The sequence below is a fragment of the Kushneria sp. Sum13 genome (genome assembly GCF_052692355.1).
On record NZ_CP199847.1, the window covers coordinates 1,318,470 to 1,334,007 of the forward strand.

16 protein-coding genes are annotated in these 15,538 nt (G+C 58.1%); 14 read left to right on the plus strand and 2 right to left on the minus strand.

Features of this window, described 5'->3' with window-relative positions:
- Nucleotides 1-64: 64 nt before the first annotated feature.
- Nucleotides 65-475 (plus strand): hypothetical protein, encoded by a 411-nt coding sequence (locus ACUN8C_RS06180; RefSeq protein WP_445621385.1) that lies wholly within the window; start codon nt 65-67, stop codon nt 473-475.
- Here ACUN8C_RS06180 and ACUN8C_RS06185 read toward each other — a convergent pair.
- Together ACUN8C_RS06185 and ACUN8C_RS06190 are read right to left on the minus strand one after the other, a co-directional pair.
- The gene (locus ACUN8C_RS06185; RefSeq protein ID WP_445621386.1) at nt 454-1,014 is read right to left on the minus strand and encodes an RNA 2'-phosphotransferase; all 561 of its coding nucleotides are present in this window, start codon (nt 1,012-1,014) and stop codon (nt 454-456) included. The two genes, ACUN8C_RS06180 and ACUN8C_RS06185, sit on opposite strands and share 22 nt — an antisense overlap.
- Nucleotides 1,015-1,181: 167 nt before the next feature.
- Nucleotides 1,182-1,400, minus strand: a complete 219-nt coding sequence (locus tag ACUN8C_RS06190; RefSeq protein ID WP_445621833.1) for a 3'-5' exonuclease — start codon at nt 1,398-1,400, stop codon at nt 1,182-1,184.
- A gap of 50 nt (nt 1,401-1,450) precedes the next feature.
- On the opposite strand from ACUN8C_RS06190, the gene ACUN8C_RS06195 reads away from it, so the two are divergent.
- The 13 genes from ACUN8C_RS06195 to ACUN8C_RS06255 all read left to right on the plus strand — a co-directional run bounded on the left by ACUN8C_RS06195 (nt 1,451) and on the right by ACUN8C_RS06255 (nt 15,476).
- Nucleotides 1,451-3,913 (plus strand): endonuclease toxin domain-containing protein, encoded by a 2,463-nt coding sequence (locus ACUN8C_RS06195; protein WP_445621387.1) that lies wholly within the window; start codon nt 1,451-1,453, stop codon nt 3,911-3,913.
- A 1-nt stretch (nt 3,914) separates the two neighbouring features.
- On the plus strand, nt 3,915-4,445 hold the full coding sequence (locus ACUN8C_RS06200; protein WP_445621388.1) for a contact-dependent growth inhibition system immunity protein: 531 nt from the start codon (nt 3,915-3,917) through the stop codon (nt 4,443-4,445).
- A 63-nt stretch (nt 4,446-4,508) separates the two neighbouring features.
- Nucleotides 4,509-4,631, plus strand: a complete 123-nt coding sequence (locus ACUN8C_RS06205) for a DUF637 domain-containing protein (protein ID WP_445621389.1) — start codon at nt 4,509-4,511, stop codon at nt 4,629-4,631.
- A gap of 92 nt (nt 4,632-4,723) precedes the next feature.
- Nucleotides 4,724-4,957 (plus strand): hypothetical protein, encoded by a 234-nt coding sequence (locus ACUN8C_RS06210; RefSeq protein ID WP_445621390.1) that lies wholly within the window; start codon nt 4,724-4,726, stop codon nt 4,955-4,957.
- Complete coding sequence (locus ACUN8C_RS06215; protein WP_445621391.1) at nt 4,957-5,949, plus strand: hemagglutinin repeat-containing protein; 993 nt, start codon at nt 4,957-4,959, stop codon at nt 5,947-5,949. Before ACUN8C_RS06210 ends, ACUN8C_RS06215 begins: the two co-directional genes overlap by 1 nt.
- Nucleotides 5,950-5,958: 9 nt before the next feature.
- A complete protein-coding gene (locus ACUN8C_RS06220; RefSeq protein ID WP_445621834.1) occupies nt 5,959-7,695 on the plus strand; it encodes a hemagglutinin repeat-containing protein in 1,737 nt (578 codons plus the stop codon).
- Nucleotides 7,692-8,519, plus strand: a complete 828-nt coding sequence (locus tag ACUN8C_RS06225; RefSeq protein WP_445621392.1) for a HesA/MoeB/ThiF family protein — start codon at nt 7,692-7,694, stop codon at nt 8,517-8,519. Before ACUN8C_RS06220 ends, ACUN8C_RS06225 begins: the two co-directional genes overlap by 4 nt.
- A 142-nt stretch (nt 8,520-8,661) precedes the next feature.
- On the plus strand, nt 8,662-9,933 hold the full coding sequence (locus tag ACUN8C_RS06230; protein ID WP_445621393.1) for an NAD(P)/FAD-dependent oxidoreductase: 1,272 nt from the start codon (nt 8,662-8,664) through the stop codon (nt 9,931-9,933).
- Nucleotides 9,934-10,012: 79 nt separating this feature from the next.
- The gene (locus ACUN8C_RS06235) at nt 10,013-11,188 is read left to right on the plus strand and encodes an ABC transporter ATP-binding protein (RefSeq protein ID WP_445621394.1); all 1,176 of its coding nucleotides are present in this window, start codon (nt 10,013-10,015) and stop codon (nt 11,186-11,188) included.
- Nucleotides 11,185-12,099: an ABC transporter permease gene (locus ACUN8C_RS06240; protein ID WP_445621395.1), complete on the plus strand. Its 915-nt coding sequence runs from the start codon at nt 11,185-11,187 to the stop codon at nt 12,097-12,099. The genes ACUN8C_RS06235 and ACUN8C_RS06240 overlap by 4 nt, the downstream gene beginning before the upstream one ends.
- 9 nt (nt 12,100-12,108) lie before the next feature.
- Entirely contained in the window at nt 12,109-12,903 is a 795-nt protein-coding gene (locus ACUN8C_RS06245) for an ABC transporter permease (protein WP_445621396.1), read from the plus strand.
- 58 nt (nt 12,904-12,961) lie between these two features.
- Nucleotides 12,962-14,032 carry an ABC transporter substrate-binding protein gene (locus ACUN8C_RS06250; protein ID WP_445621397.1) on the plus strand — a complete coding sequence of 357 codons (1,071 nt, stop codon included), beginning with the start codon at nt 12,962-12,964 and terminating at the stop codon, nt 14,030-14,032.
- Between the two features lie 76 nt (nt 14,033-14,108).
- Nucleotides 14,109-15,476, plus strand: coding sequence for a glutamine synthetase family protein (locus ACUN8C_RS06255; protein ID WP_445621398.1), 1,368 nt, complete (start codon nt 14,109-14,111; stop codon nt 15,474-15,476).
- Nucleotides 15,477-15,538 lie beyond the last annotated feature (62 nt).

The window sequence follows — 15,538 nt, forward strand, 5'->3', positions numbered from 1 at the left end:
TGAATATTTTGAGCCGCAATTTATGGCTGGTTTTAAAAGTATTGCGCATCACGAGAAGTAGAAAATGAAAGCGTACTTATACAATACTTCTGTCTTACCTGATGGATTCAAGCTACCAAAAGAATATATCGATTTCGCTATCAGTAGTGACTCCCAAGATTTGTTTCCTTGGAGAATTATGGCAGGCGACATGGCGACCTGTCTGAGTTATTTTGGTGCCGTGCTTTTAAAATTCCCAAATAAACCCTTGGTGCCCTTCGCGATAGTTCATGATGAGTCGGGAGCATATAATGATGGGTGGATTGTCTTGGCATGCTTTGATGGAACGGATTTGTCAGGTGACCCGCCAGTAAGGATATATGACTACTCTAGGCCTAAAGTATCTCCTTGGGATGAAAAGCCTTATCAAAATTTCTCCGCGTGGCTTGAAACTGCTAAAAACGAGTCGTCAGATTACAAATCGTCGCTATTGTGATTTAAGAACCGTGTTGCTACACATGCCGTTAGCCACACCCCGTTTTCCGCTTGAAAGAACTCGAAGCCTTCCCGGTGCATTCTGAGGGCTTCAATTTTCAGCACTACAGGCTCTCCATAGCGCTGTCCAACAGCAATGGCCGCAGTTATGTCCTGCGACAGGTGTACATGGTGGCGAGAGCCTGCGATCAATCCTTGCTGCCGAATCGACTCTAGGAAGCGTGTAGCGGTACCGTGGTAGAGAAACTCTGGCGGCTCTTTCTCTACGTGCTGAAGGCTCACGCTGGCCAATGAGTGGCCCTGTACGGCGCGAATGCGCAGCCCATCATCCGAGATACTGAAACGCTTTTTATCGCTGCTGCTGACGACAGCCTGAATCAGGCCAATATCTAAAATTCGCCCATCTTTAGCTGCACCGGCTATTAAGGATTCGACATCTGCCCAGCCCTCGCTGTCTAGCTGTAAGCCGATAGCGTGTGGTTCATGCCTCAAAACATAACTGAGAAATTTGCTAATATCATTGAGTGTTTTAGCATTCATAGTTGCTTTGCGTATTGTCAGTCTTTTTTATCGTGAATTTATCCGCAGATTGTCTGCGCCTCTAAGGGTGCCTCTAAAGTAATCTTCATTAAAAATGATTTTTAGAGCAAGAGGTCCAGCTGAACAGACATGATCAGCATGTTTTAAAGTCCTAAATCTGCGACAAGCTATTGATTGCAATAGTCCGGGCTCATTTCATGAAGCCGATCTGTGAACCAGTTATTGCTACTGCCGGTCACCAGTAGCCTTCGACGGGCGCGCGTCATGCCGACATAGAGCAGGCGTGCTTCTTGCGCCAGATTGTCCTCATTGTCCGCCAGCTCTCCGATCCCGCCAAGAATGACAGTATCAAACTCCAGTCCCTTGCTGCTATGTCGGCTAAGCAGTACTACACGCCCAAGCCAGCCAGCTCAAGGCAGGGGATCAGGCGTATCTGGTGGGCGGCAACGATGTTCAGCTGATCGCCGCCAACGATCAGGACTACCACTTCTATCAGAAGAAGAAAAAGGGCGGTGGGCTGGTCAGCAGCAAGTCGATGAAGCGCGACGAGGTTACCGATACTCGCGCGGTCGGCACCACGGTGGAAAGTGGTGGTGATCTCGTCATTGCCAGCGGCAACGATCAGGTCTATCAGAAGGTGCGTCTGGACGCCGGTGAGGATCTCACCCTGAGCAGCGGCGGTGATATCACCTTCGCCGGGGCGATGGATACCCACAGTGAATCCCACGAGAAGAGCAAGAGTAACTGGGCATGGCAGTCGGCGAAGGGCAAGGGCAATACCGACGAGACCCTGCGCCAGAGCGAGCTGGTCGCGCAGGGCCAACTGGCGATCAACGCCGCCAACCACGTCAATATCGATGTTCGCGACATCGACCAGCAAAGCGTCAGCCAGACCATCGATGCCATGGTCGCCGCCGAACCCGAGCTTGCCTGGCTCAAGCAGGCCGAGGCACAGGGTGATGTCGACTGGCGCCAGGTGAAGCAGATCCACGACAGCTGGAACTATCAACAGTCCGGTCTCGGTGAAGGCGCAGCGCTTGCGGTCAGCATCGCGGCCACTGCCGCCATGCCCGGCATCGGTAGCGGCCTTACCGGCGCCATGATGACGGCAGCCACCGGTTCGCTGGCCGGGAACGGCGCTGTCAGCCTGATCAACAACCGCGGCAACCTCGGCGCTACGCTGAGCGATACGCTCTCTTCCGATGGCCTGAAAAGCGCCCTGATCGCCGCAGCTTCCGCAGGCGTCTCGGAAAATCTGGATAGTGTCTGGGGCGGTAATACGGACCCTGCTACGGGCCGAACCATCCCCCACAATCTCAGCTCCTGGGAAGGCACTGGACGTTTTGCCGGCCAGCGGGCCTCGCAGGCTCTGGCCGACGCCGGCCTTCAAAGTGCCATCAGCGGCGGCAGCCTGAATGACAACCTCAAACAGAACCTGCAGGGCACCGTTACTACCGTGCTGGAAGCGGCGCTGTTCAATCAGGTCGGCAATCTGGGAGATCGTTATCCTGAGTTCCTGGCCGATGGTGGCAGTGGCAAGATTGCTTTACATGCTCTGGCAGGCGGTCTGGCCTCACAGGCGACCGGTGGTGATTTCCGTACCGGCGCCATTGCGGCTGGCGCCAACGAAGCGTTGATCAATCAACTTGATGGTCTGGTGAAAGAGGATCAGAAGCTCCTGATAGCAGCGTCCCAGATTACCGGTATCGTAGCTGCCGGTATGGCCGACGGTGATGTGCAGAAGGGCGCGGAGATTGCCGGGAATGCGACGGCATATAACTACCTGGCGCATCCAGAAGCCAGGCGGCTGCAAGCCATCAATCGCCTGCTGGCAGATGACGACACCCTCACCGAGGCACAGCGTCAATCCCTGGAGGATGAACGCCTGGCGATCAACTCCCTCAGCCAGTCGCGTGACCGGGCGCTGGAGCAAGCCTGCGGCCAGGACGGTTCGGCACAAACCTGCAGCTACGAACGGGCACAGCTGCAGGTAGCCATGGATAGCTGGCAGGACATGATGCGGGGTCGAGAAAATCAAGACACGGTCTTTGCCGAGTACACCCATACGGCGCGACAGTATGGTCAGCATCAACAACAGCGCATGGAGCGCATTGGTGCCGAAGCCCTCGCGGAGATGGTGGTGGATTCTGCCAGCGCGCCCTTCATCATGGGGAAACTCGTTGGGCAAGCGTTGCTGGGGGATGCAGAATCCCGGGCGCTACTGCAAGCGATGGGCGAGGACATAAAGGCCTTTGCTGCCAATCCTGCGAACTACATTAGCGAGAGCAACCGCGAACAGCTGGCGCGGGCCGATGCGCTGGAGCAGGCCGGGCGTCTGGATGACGCTGACAAGCTGAGAGTCCGCATCGCGCTGGACAACGAGTCGATGCTGATAGGCGCAGGTGGGCTGTTGGCACGCCTGCCGAGGCTGGCCAGGAGTGTTGTCACCAGCCGGGCAATTGGAGGAACGGTAGACCGTGCTACTACTGGTATTGAATGGGGTGAGGGTATTCAGGGTCAGGGAATGCCTTGGGAGGATTACCTTGGGTCGCAGCTGCCATCAGGCTCTCGATTACCGCCGAACTTCAAGACGTTTGATTTTTTTGATAGAACGACCGGTGTTGCGACCAGTGCAAAAACACTTGATACGACCACTGCAGCTAAAATTGCCAATCCAAGTCAGGTATATTCATCGCTCAAAAAGAATATTGATACCGCCGCAGGGTTTACTGAGTACGGTTTGAAAGACATAACAGTATCTTCTGGTCAAATTACTAGTCGTGAATTGCAAGTGGCAGTCCCAAAAAATACGACAAGTGCTCAGTGGGATCAAATTGATAAAGCTATTGAGTATGGTCATAGCAAAGGTGTGACAGTAAAAATAACCAAGGTGAATTGATATGAGTGATGTCGTAAAAACAGCTTGGGCAGATGCGAAAATAAATAAAGATTTTGTCTGCGTGAAAACTTTTTCTGGCTATCGAAGTAGCCAAGCGGATCCGCAAGGTGTGGAACGTTTTTTAAGTCCTGACGCTGCCGACAAAGAGCTAGGTCTTGCTGTGCTTGACGCCTTGACTCATAGCCGGTTTGTGCTTCCCGAGCCGCGAAAGGATGTTTGGATTCATCCTGAAGCTACTTTTGATATGGAGTTATACGACTATACTCTAACCAATCAACGATATAATCAATGGGTTAGCAGCACTTTGGAACGCTATGGTTACAAAACCAAGCGTGCATTATTTAAAGATATGAAAAAATGCAGTATTGAAAGTAAGAGTAATCAGATTACTATTCGTCCCAGTCATCACGAAAAGCTAGAAGCTTGGAGCGGCAAAGGAATAAGTGAAAGTGACTATGTCATTATTTCCAGCGGTAGTAGCCCTTCTGATGTAGGTGCCGCCTTGCGCTTGGCTTTTAGTCGATGCACTTAACGCACACTCAGCATTGCGGCTACTGCAGCCATGCCCGGCATAGGTACCGGCCTCGCCGGTGCTATGACGACGGCAGCAGCTGACTCACTGGTCTGTAACAGCGCTGTCAGTCTGATCAACAACCGCGGCAACCTCGGCACCACATTGGGTGACACCCTCTCCTCCGACAGTCTGAAAGGGCCATGATCGCCGCGGGCGTTCGGGCCTAGCGTGATGTCGTCGAACACACCGCTGAAGGAGTTGAGCAACGTGTCCAAGGCGAACGCCTTGCAGACACGTTGTATGAAACAGGCAAGGGTGCTGATGCACAGCGCAGTGCCCCCATTGCCCTGAACTTTACACCGGTTGATTACAGCGGCTTCAACTTTGAACGTGTTTCCCCGACACAGCTCTCCAGTTTCCGCCTACCGGAAGGCCAGTATGGCCTGTTTGTTAAAAACAAGTCGCCTGATAGCCACTATCTGATCGAAGCCAACCCCGAGTTCACCTCTGCTGATCGGCTGATCGGCTGATGGGCTCGGACTACCTGCTCGATAAAATCAACTACACAAACGACAGCGCTTACAAACTGCTGGGCGATGGCCGCTATGAATCGCGCCTGATCCGCGATGCCGTGCAGGCGCAGACCGGCAGTCGTTTTCTGGATGACAACCTTCAGAACGACTACGACCAGTATCTTTACCTGATGAACAACGCCATCGCGGCACAGGATGAGCTTCATCTGACGCCCGGCGTATCTCTGACGCCTTCCCAGACAGCGGCCCTGACGCACGACATCGTCTGGATGGAAGAGCAGGAGGTTGATGGCGAAACCGTGCTGGCTCCGGTGCTGTATCTGGCGCAGGTTGACGCGCGCAACGTGCGCGGCAGCAGCCTGATTCAGGGTCGTGATATCGAGCTGATCGCCGGGGGCGATCTGGCCAATGTGGGTACCATACGCGCTTCCAATAATCTTACGGCCAATAGTGGCAGCAGTATCCTGCAGGGTGGCCTGATGGCGGCCGGCAATAATCTTGCGCTGACGGCGACGGATGACCTTCGCAACAGTCTGGCCGGCGAGATCCGCGGGCGACAGGTCGATCTCACCACGCTCAAGGGCGATATCGTCAACGACCGTTTGGCCGTTAAAAGCGGTAGCGATCGGCGTTTCGATACCGTGCTGGGACAGGGTGGGTTGATATCGGCCACCGATGCCCTCCGCCTTTCAGCCGGCCGGGACCTGGTCAATCGATCCGATCTTGTCAGCGGGGGCGATCTCAGGCTGTCCGCTGCCCGCGATCTGCGTTTGACCTCGGTGGAAGATGCCCGGGGCGATGATTCGACCTATGGCTATAGACGCTCGTCGCAAGTGCAGCATTTGGGCAGTCGGGTTACGGCAGCCCGGGATGTCACCCTCACCGCCGGGCGCGATATGGAGGTGGTGGGCAGCACGGTTGAAGCAGGTCATGACCTGGCCGCCACAGCCGGCAACGACATCCGGATTCTCTCTGGCGAGGATCGATAGCATGACGAGCTGCACTACCGCTCCTCGCGTACCAAAAAGGACGTGGTCAACACGACGACCCGGCAGCAGGGCAGTCAGCTCACCGCCGGCAATACTCTGACCCTCGTGGCCGACAATGACCTGACCGCTCAGGCGAGCCAGCTCAAGGCAGGGGATCAGGCGTATCTGGTCGGCGGCAACGATGTTGAGCTGATCGCCGCCAACGATCAGGATTACCACTTCTATCAGAAGAAGAAAAAGAGCGGCGGACTGGTCAGCAGCAAGAAGATGAAGCGTGACGAGGTCACCGATACCCGCGCCGTCGGCACCACGGTAGACAGCGGTGGCGATCTCACCATTGTCAGCGGCAACGACCAGGTCTATCAGAAGGCGCGTCTGGACGCAGGCGACAACCTGACCCTGTCCAGCGGCGGTGACATCACCTTTGCCGGGGCAATGGACACTCACAGCGAGTCCCATGAGAAGAGCAAGAGCAACTGGGCGTGGCAGTCGGCGAAGGGCAAGGGTACGACTGATGAGACCCTGCGCCAGAGCGAGCTGATCGCTCAGGGACAGCTGGCGATCAATGCGGCCAACCGCGTCAATATTGACGTTCGCGACATTGATCAGCAAAGCGTCAGTCAGACCATTGATGCCATGGTCGCCGCCGAGCCGAAGCTTGCCTGGCTCAAACAGGCCGAAGCGCAGGGCGATGTCGACTGGCGTCAGGTGAAGGAGATTCACGACAGCTGGGATTATAAACAGTCGTGCGTGAGTCCCGCTGTGGGTATGGCCGTGGCCATTATCGCAGCTGCTGCGACGTCTGGTGCCGCCAGTTCGGCGATAGGAATGCTATCAGGAACTACGACAGCGGCTACCGCGACTACGGCGACCTCGGTATGGGCGGCTGGCACCACCGCCGCCGCCTCCGGCTGGGCCAATGCGGCCCTTTCAGGGGCCATCGCTGGGGCAGTCGGTGCTGCTGCCGGGGCGGCGAGTCAGGGGCAGGATTGGCAAGACCCCGCGCTGCATGGCGCGATAACGGGTGGCCTTGCCAATTATCTGGCGGCGGGTACCTATTACGGCAATCCCTTGAACAAGGCAACCGACCTCGGGCAACAGATCTCGCAAGGTGCTTTGCTGGATGCTGGAAAGGTGGTTGGCGGTGTGGTCATGCAGAAGATGTATGGTCGCCTTGCCGAGAAGCTGGCCAAAGGTGTGGACCTGAATGCTGAGGAGCTGAACTGGATATTGATGGCCGGTTCGATAGCAGGCGACCAACTGCCCGGAATTGGCAATCGTTACAAGTCGAACGACCAAGAATTTACGCTGACAGATTCCAAGGGAGCCCGTGGGTTTATGGATAGTGACCTACCGGGAGTACCATTTAACTTGATCGATAGCGCGCTTGGATATCAAGGGTTGCCTGATACTTCCGTTCGGGCTTATTTAATGGATCAAGGTTTTGGCGGAGCTTTGACAGGACACAGCCTCGGTACGTTGACATCCAATTATCTGGCAGGTAATCGACTGGTCGAGCACGCTGAACTGCTGCATCTGATCGATACCGCGCGCCACTTTCTGGCGCCTGATGGCTGGCTGCTGCTGGAACACGGCCATCAGCAGGGCCAGGAGGTGAGAGCGGCACTGCTTGATGCCGGTTATGGCGGCGTCAGCACCTGTCAGGACCTTGGCGGGCGCGAGCGCGTCAGTCTGGGGCAATGGCCATCGCCGTTATCGGATTCTCTCAGGCAGGAGGGCTCATGAACGACGACCAGCTTTTGCGCTATAGCCGCCAGATCATGCTGAGTGAGCTTGATTACGACGGCCAGGTCCGGATCATGGAAGGCCATGTGTTGATTATCGGGCTGGGAGGGCTGGGGTCACCGGCCGCGCTGTATCTGGCCGCCGCCGGCGTGGGGTCGCTCACGCTGGCCGATGATGACCGGGTCGATCTTTCCAACCTGCAGCGCCAGATTGCCCATGGCGAGGCGGATATCGACCGCTTCAAGGCGCAGTCAGCCGCCGAGAGCGTAAGTGCGATCAACAGCCACTGCCAGACGCGGGTCATTACAGAGCGGCTGCAGGGCGAGGCGTTGCAGCACGCCGTAACTCGCGCCGATGTCGTGCTTGACTGCACGGACCGGTTTGATTCCCGGGACGCCATCAACCGCGCCTGTGTGGCGGCCGGTACGCCGCTGGTCTCCGGCGCGGCCATTCGTTTTTCGGGGCAGCTCGCTGTCTTCGATGTTCGTGACCCCGCTGCGCCCTGCTATGCCTGTCTCTACGGTGACAGTGCCGATGAAGACTCGCTGACCTGCGCTGAAAGCGGCGTGATTGCACCACTGGTGGGCATGATCGGCAGCTATCAGGCCCTTGAGGCGCTAAAGCTCCTGAGCGGCTGCGGGACTGCTCAGAAGGGCCTTTCCACCTTCGATAAAAAGTCTGAGTCGGAATCTCGGCGCCACTTCGGGCTAACACCTTCGTCCGATCCCGCCAGGAATAACGATATCGAGCTCCAGCCCTTTGCTGCTCTGTCGGCTGAGCAGCACAATCTGACTGTGGGTCATAGGCGCGTTTGTCAGAAGTAGACTGTAGACGGCTATTGGAAGCGCTGGGGGCCTCGGTGGCCGTCAATGTCGCGAAGCGATTAAAAAATTTCTTTGATTCATGGCCGACTGTCGCATTTTCCCACCATAATACTTTTTTCATATGCCTTGATGAGTTGTCCCGATGAGCGAGCACTCCTGGTATGCCCACTCCCGTAATTTGACGCTGGAAGACACGGCGCCTTTAAGCGGTGCGCAGCGTTTTGATGTGGCGATCATCGGCGGTGGCGTGACCGGGTGCAGCGCGGCACTGCATCTGGCCGAACGGGGCTATCGGGTCGCACTGCTGGAAGCCGGTGAGATCGGGGCGGGCGCTTCGGGGCGCAGCGGCGGGCAGATTTTGCCCGGGCTGGGCACCGAGCTGTCGGTGATCGAAAAGTCGCTTGGGCATCAGGCGGCCCGCGAGATCTGGGCGATGAGTCGCGAAGCCGTGCGGCTGACCGAGTCGTTGATCGAACGTCACGACATCGACTGCGAGTATTCCCGGGGTTACGTACATGCCGCAATCAAGCCACGTCACGAGCGGGCCATGAAGGCCTGGCGTGACGAGATGGCCACAAGCTACGACTATGACGGCCTTGAGTGGCTGGAAGGTGACGTCCTGAAGCGCCATGTGGTCACCGATGCCTATCTCGGCGGACTTTATGAGCGAGAAGCCGGGCACCTGCATCCGCTCAATTACACGCTGGGGCTGGCACGCGCTGCTCAAAACGCCGGGGCTGTAATTTTCGAGCACAGCCGGGTGACCGATATCGCACGTGGAAAAATCGTCCGGGTGACAACGTCGCAGGGACAGATCGACTGTGATCATCTGCTGATCGCCGGCAATGCCTATCTGGGCGGTCTGGTGCCGGAGATCGAGCGCAAGATCATGCCGGTGGTGAACTACATCATTGCCACCGGGCCATTGTCGGAGATTCAGGTGGCGCAGACCCTGCCACGGCGTGACGCTGTCTCGGATGCCAATTTTGTGCTGGACTACTATCGTCTCACCCAGGGGCACCGTTTACTCTATGGTGGGCAGGTCAGCTACAGTGGCCGCGAGCCGCGCCAGCTGATCGCGACCATGCAGCGCAAAATGCGTGAACTCTTCCCGGTGCTGGAGGGGGTAAGCGTTGATTATCGCTGGGGCGGCCGGGTGGCGATTACCCGCAGCCGTGCGCCGCATTTTGGCCGGCTCGATCACAACATCCTTTTTGTGCAGGGCTATTCGGGCCATGGCATGGCACTGGCAGGGCTTGCCGGACAGCTCATGGCCGAGGCCGTGGCCGGACAGAGCGAGCGCCTTGATCTGCTGGCCACCATGAAACATCTTGATTTTCCCGGAGGGCGCCGGCTTCGAACGCCGCTGCTGGTGCTGGCGACCACCTTCTACCGATTAAGGGATCGCCTCTGAAGTTCAGAGCGCTATTCCACCATTTTCATGTTCAGGCATCGCACCGGCGGTGTCTTCATACGCAAGGGGATCCTGTTCGATGGCAGAACGCTCACCGACCGCCGCACCCGGCGGGCCATTTTCAGCAGTCGAGAGCACCACGGGTAGCGAGGCCAGTGCGGCGCGTGAGGCGTCTTCCATTTCCCTGAAAGGCATTCGCAAGGAGTACCCGGGTGGGGTGGTGGCGCTGGAAAGCGTGGATCTTGATATTCGCGCCGGCGAATTCTTCACCCTGCTGGGGCCGTCCGGCTGTGGCAAGACCACGTTGTTGCGGATGCTGGCCGGCCTGGATGAGCCCAGCGGTGGCTCGCTTTCCATCGGTGGGGTTGATGTCACCGACACGCCGCCCCACAAGCGCAGCGTCAATACGGTCTTCCAGTCCTATGCGCTGTTTCCGCATCTGTCGGTACGCGACAACATCGCCTTTGGCCTGAAAATGCGTGGCATGGCGCGTGCCGAGCGCGAGCAGAAGGTGGTCGAGATCGCTGAGTTCATCAAGCTGGGATCACTGGTCGACCGTCGGGTCGATCAGCTCTCCGGCGGGCAGCGCCAGCGTATCGCGCTGGCCCGTGCGCTGATCTGCGAGCCGGATGTGCTGCTGCTCGATGAGCCGCTCTCGGCGCTGGATGCCGGGCTTCGCAGTCAGCTGCAGGTCGAACTGTTGCGTACCCAGAAACGGCTGGGCATGACGTTCGTGTTTGTCACCCATGATCAGGAAGAGGCGATGGTCATGAGTGACCGTATCGCTGTCTTGAGCGATGGCATCATCCAGCAGATCGGCACGCCGCAGGAGGTCTATGAGCGACCGGCCAATCTGTTCGTGGCGCGCTTCATGGGACATGACAATCTCTTTTCGATCTCGGCCAGAGAGGGCGTGACGGTCCAAACGCCCATCGGCGCGCTGGAAACCGAGGATAAACATGAGGGTACGGTAGCCCTGATTCGTCCGGAAACCCTGGAGCTGACCTCGCCCGGCGCGCCGAGCGTGGAGCCGGGCAAGCGGCTCAATACGCTCATGTGCCGGGTGGTGGAGCGCTTTTATCGCGGCAGCAATGTCGAATATCGCCTGTCTCATCAAAACGGCGAGCAGCACAGTGAGCTGATTGCTGAAATCTCCAATACCGGGGATCGTCTCTTTCGGGTCGGTGATGAGGTAAAAGTCGAGATCTATCCGGAAGACGTCATCATGTTGAGTGATGACGAGGAGGGCGCATGAGTCAGGTGGATGTGGTCTGGCGGCGTCGGCGTCGCCGGGAAACCCGTCATCTTTTGCTGAGTGTGTTGCCGGGGGCGCTGTGGATATTCGTCTTTCTGGTGCTGCCCAGTGCCTATCTGATGTCGGTGGCCTTCATGACCAACGGCGGTTTCGGCCAGCCGCAGATGCCATTGACGCTGGATGCCTTTCGCAACCTGGCAGGCTTTGGCTTTCTGGGCTGGAGCCCGGGCAATCTCTATACGCTGTGGCGTTCGATCTTTCAGTCCGTCATCTCGCTGGGGCTGGTGATACTGGTCGCCTACCCGGTGGCCTGGTATATCTCCATGTGTCGGCCACGGCTGCGCGCGATCATGCTGCTGGCGGTGGTGGTGCCGTCCTGGACCAACCAGGTCATTCGCGCCTTTGGCTGGATGAACCTGCTGTCGCCGGGCACGCCCCTGTCAACGCTGGCTGAAAACATGGGCCTGATCGCCCCCAACATGGGCCTGTTTCCGTCCGATTTTGCCGTCACGCTGGGGCTGGTCTACAACTTCCTGCCCTTTATGGTGCTGCCGCTGTATGCCGCGTTCGAGAAGCTCGATCACGCCCAGATCGAGGCGGCGCGCGATCTGTATGCCTCACCCCTGCGGACCTTTTTCGTAGCCGTACTCCCTCAGACCCTGCCGGGGCTGCTGGCAGGTTCCGTGCTGGTCGCCATTCCGGCCTTTGGCATGTACGTGATCCCGGAGCTTCTGGGTGGCGGGCGCTCGCAGATGCTGGGCAATCTGGTGGCGAGCCAGTTCGGTGAGGCGGCCAACTGGCCACTGGGCGCGGCCGGGGCGCTGTTGATGCTTCTGGCCACCCTGCTGGGGCTGGTGATACTGCGTCGCATGGGGCGCCGCCTGGGCGGTGGCACCGAGATGGTGATTTAGGAGAGCGGCATGCAAAACCGGGGATTCAAGAAAGGGCTCGCCGTTTTCTGGTGGCTGACGCTGACCTTTCTCTATGCGCCGCTGCTGGTGGTGATGATGTTTTCCTTTAACAGCATCAACACCTCGGCGCGCTGGGGCGGCTTTTCGCTGCGCTGGTACGAGAGACTGCTTCACAACGATGTGGTCATCGGTGCCATCGGCCATACGCTGCTGCTGGCAGTCATCTCCTCGATTATCGCCGTCATTCTGGGTGCGATGATCGGTTACGGGCTTTACAAGCATCGGGCTCGCCGGCTCGGGCTTTTGATCGTGCTGATTTACCTGCCGATCGTAATGCCCGACATCGTGTTCGGTATCGCCGACATGGCGTTTTTCGTGCAGATCCATCGCCTCACCGGGCTGTTGTCACCCGGGCTCGGGACCATGGTCATTGCTCATGTCACCTTCCAGATTCCGTTTGTGGCGCTGATTGTCTATTCCCGCTTTGTGGGACTGGATGCCACGCTTTTTGATGCCGCCAAGGATCTTTATGCCAGCCCCTGGCAGCGGATGCTGCATTTCATTCTGCCCACGTTGAAACCGGCACTGTTATCGGCCTTTTTCCTGTCGTTTACGCTGTCGGTGGATGATTTCGTCATCAGCTTCTTTACGGCGGGACCGGAAAGCGCGACGCTGCCGATCTATATCTGGGGCGCCATTCGTCGCGGCATCTCCCCGGAGATCAATGCCATTGCCACGCTGATGATTGCTTCGGTGGCGCTGGTGGCCGTATTAAGCCTGCTGTTCAACCGTCGCCGCGCGTAAGCGCCGCGGCGGTCTCATAAGAAAACGTCATATCACGATCATTCAAGGGAACCTGCCAATGACTCTTTTCTCACCCCGCCCGGCACTGCTGGCCGGTGCCATTGCCGCCGTCATGTTTTCCGGCACGGCCAGTGCGGCTGATCGTCTCTACGTATTCAACTGGACCGACTATATGGATCCGGCGATCATCGAGGCGTTCGAGAAGAAGTACGATGTTGAAGTCGTGCAGAACTACTACGGCTCGCTGGGCGAGATGTTTTCCAAGCTGCAGGCTGGTGGGGTGTCGCAGTATGACATCGTGGTGCCCTCGAACTATTTCGTGCCACGCATGATCGAGGCGGGGCTGTTGCAGCCGCTGGACAAGTCACAGCTGCCCAACATGTCCAATCTGATGGCGCGCTTTGTCAACCCGCCCTATGACCCGGATAACCAGTACACCGCGGCCTATCTGTGGGGCTCGACCGGGCTGATCGTCAATACCAAAACCTTTCCGGACGCCAAACCGAGCTGGTCGATACTCTTTGATGATTCGGTCAACACCAGCCAGCCGTTTTCGATGCTCAAGGACGGTCAGGTCATGTTCGGCGCGGCCTGTGCGTTTCTGGGTAAGCCCTATAACTGCACCGCGCAGGAAGACATGGTTAATGCGGCCAAACTGATGCTCAAGACCAAGCATCGGTCCAACTTCACCGGATTTACCGACTCCACGCCGGTACTGGGCCAGGTCTCACGCGGGGTCAACGCGCTGGGCGTCACCTACAACGGCGATTACCTGCAGTACAAACACGACGATGCGGAAGGCTATGCCAATACCGAGTTCATGATTCCAAAAGAGGGCTCCGAGCTATGGGTGGACTCCATGGCAATTCCGGCACGCGCGCCGCATCCGGAACTGGCCCACAAGTTCATCAATTTCATTCTGGATGCCGAGGTGGGGGCACAGCTGTCCAACTACACGTTTTATTCCACGCCCAATCAGGCGGCAGTCGAGCATCTTGATGAAGTGCTTCAGCAGCCGCCGTCGCTGCCCAATGATGAGGACATGGCGCGGCTGAAGTTTACCCCGACGCTATCCGGCAAGGATCTGCAGCGCTATCAGCAGCTCTGGAATGAAGTGCAGTCACGCTAAGGCACGTGACCGGCTGTCTGCCATCGGGTGGTCAGCCTTTTCGTGCGTTTGATCAGGCTCGGCTGGGGAGGCCGACATGACGCTAAAGCATTGTCCGGTGGTACTGACGGACTGGTTTGAAGAGCATCGCATCACCGAGGTGGAGTGTCTGGTCAGCGATCTGACCGGCATTCTCAAGGGCAAGATCATGCCGGCCGGCAAGTACCTCAACGGCGGCCGGCCGCGTCTGCCGGATTCGATCTTTATCCAGTCGGTGACCGGGGGCTATCCCGACGACGAGGCCCTGCGCTTCTGGAACTCGGCGGAACTCGACATGCAGCTGATTGCCGACCCGGCCGCCGCCTATCTGGTGCCCTGGGCGGAAGATCCGACCGCCCAGATCATTCATGACTGCTATTACATGAATGGTGAGCCGGTCGAGATCGCGCCGCGCCACGTCCTGAAGCGGGTGCTGGCCCTTTATGAGGCGCGTGGCTGGAAGCCGGTCATGGCGCCGGAAGTCGAGTTCTATCTGGTCAAGACCAACACCGACCCGGACTATCCGCTGGAGCCGCCGATCGGCCGCTCCGGGCGTCAGGAAAGCGGGCGTCAGTCGTTTTCCATCGATGCGGTCAACGAATTCGACCCCCTGTTCGAGGAGATGTACGACTACTGCGAGGCACAGCAGCTCGACATCGACACCCTCATTCACGAAGAAGGCGCCGGGCAGATGGAGGTCAACTTCCAGCACGGTGATCCGCTTTATCTGGCCGACCAGGTGGTGATTTTCAAGCGCACCCTGCGTGAAACGGCGCTGCGCCACGGCATGTACGCCACCTTCATGGCCAAACCGATGGCCAACGAGCCGGGCAGCGCCATGCACCTGCACCAGAGCCTGGTGGATGCCGAAAGCGGGGAGAACCTGTTTGCCGGAGACAACGGCCAGCCCAGCGACCTGTTCATGAACTACATCGGCGGGCTGCAGACCTATATGCCTGCGGCCATGCCGCTGTTTGCGCCCAACATCAACTCGTGGCGGCGACTGATGCCCAGTGAACATGGCGGCTCGGCGCCGACCAATGTGGAGTGGGGCTATGACAATCGCACCGTGGGACTGCGGGTGCCGGTCGGAAATGCCGAAGCCACGCGGATTGAAAACCGCGTACCGGGTGCTGATGCCAATCCCTACTTGGTGATGGCGGCCTCGCTGGCCTGCGGCTATCTGGGCATGATGAGCCGGTTGCAGGCCCGCCCGCCGCTGACCGGCACGGCCTGGACCGGCGGTATTGCGCTGCCCAACGATGTCGGCCCGGCCCTTGATGCTCTGGACGGCTGTGACGCGCTGGCGGATGTGCTCGGTGAGCGCTTTGTCAAAAGCTATCTGGCGGTCAAGCGGGCCGAGCATCTGGCCTATTATCGGGTGATCAGCTCCTGGGAGCGCGAGCATCTGCTGCTGCGGGTATAAAAGGCTGCCCGGGCATGCCATCGGCAGGACACAACAACAAATGAATCATGAAAGGGACGTGC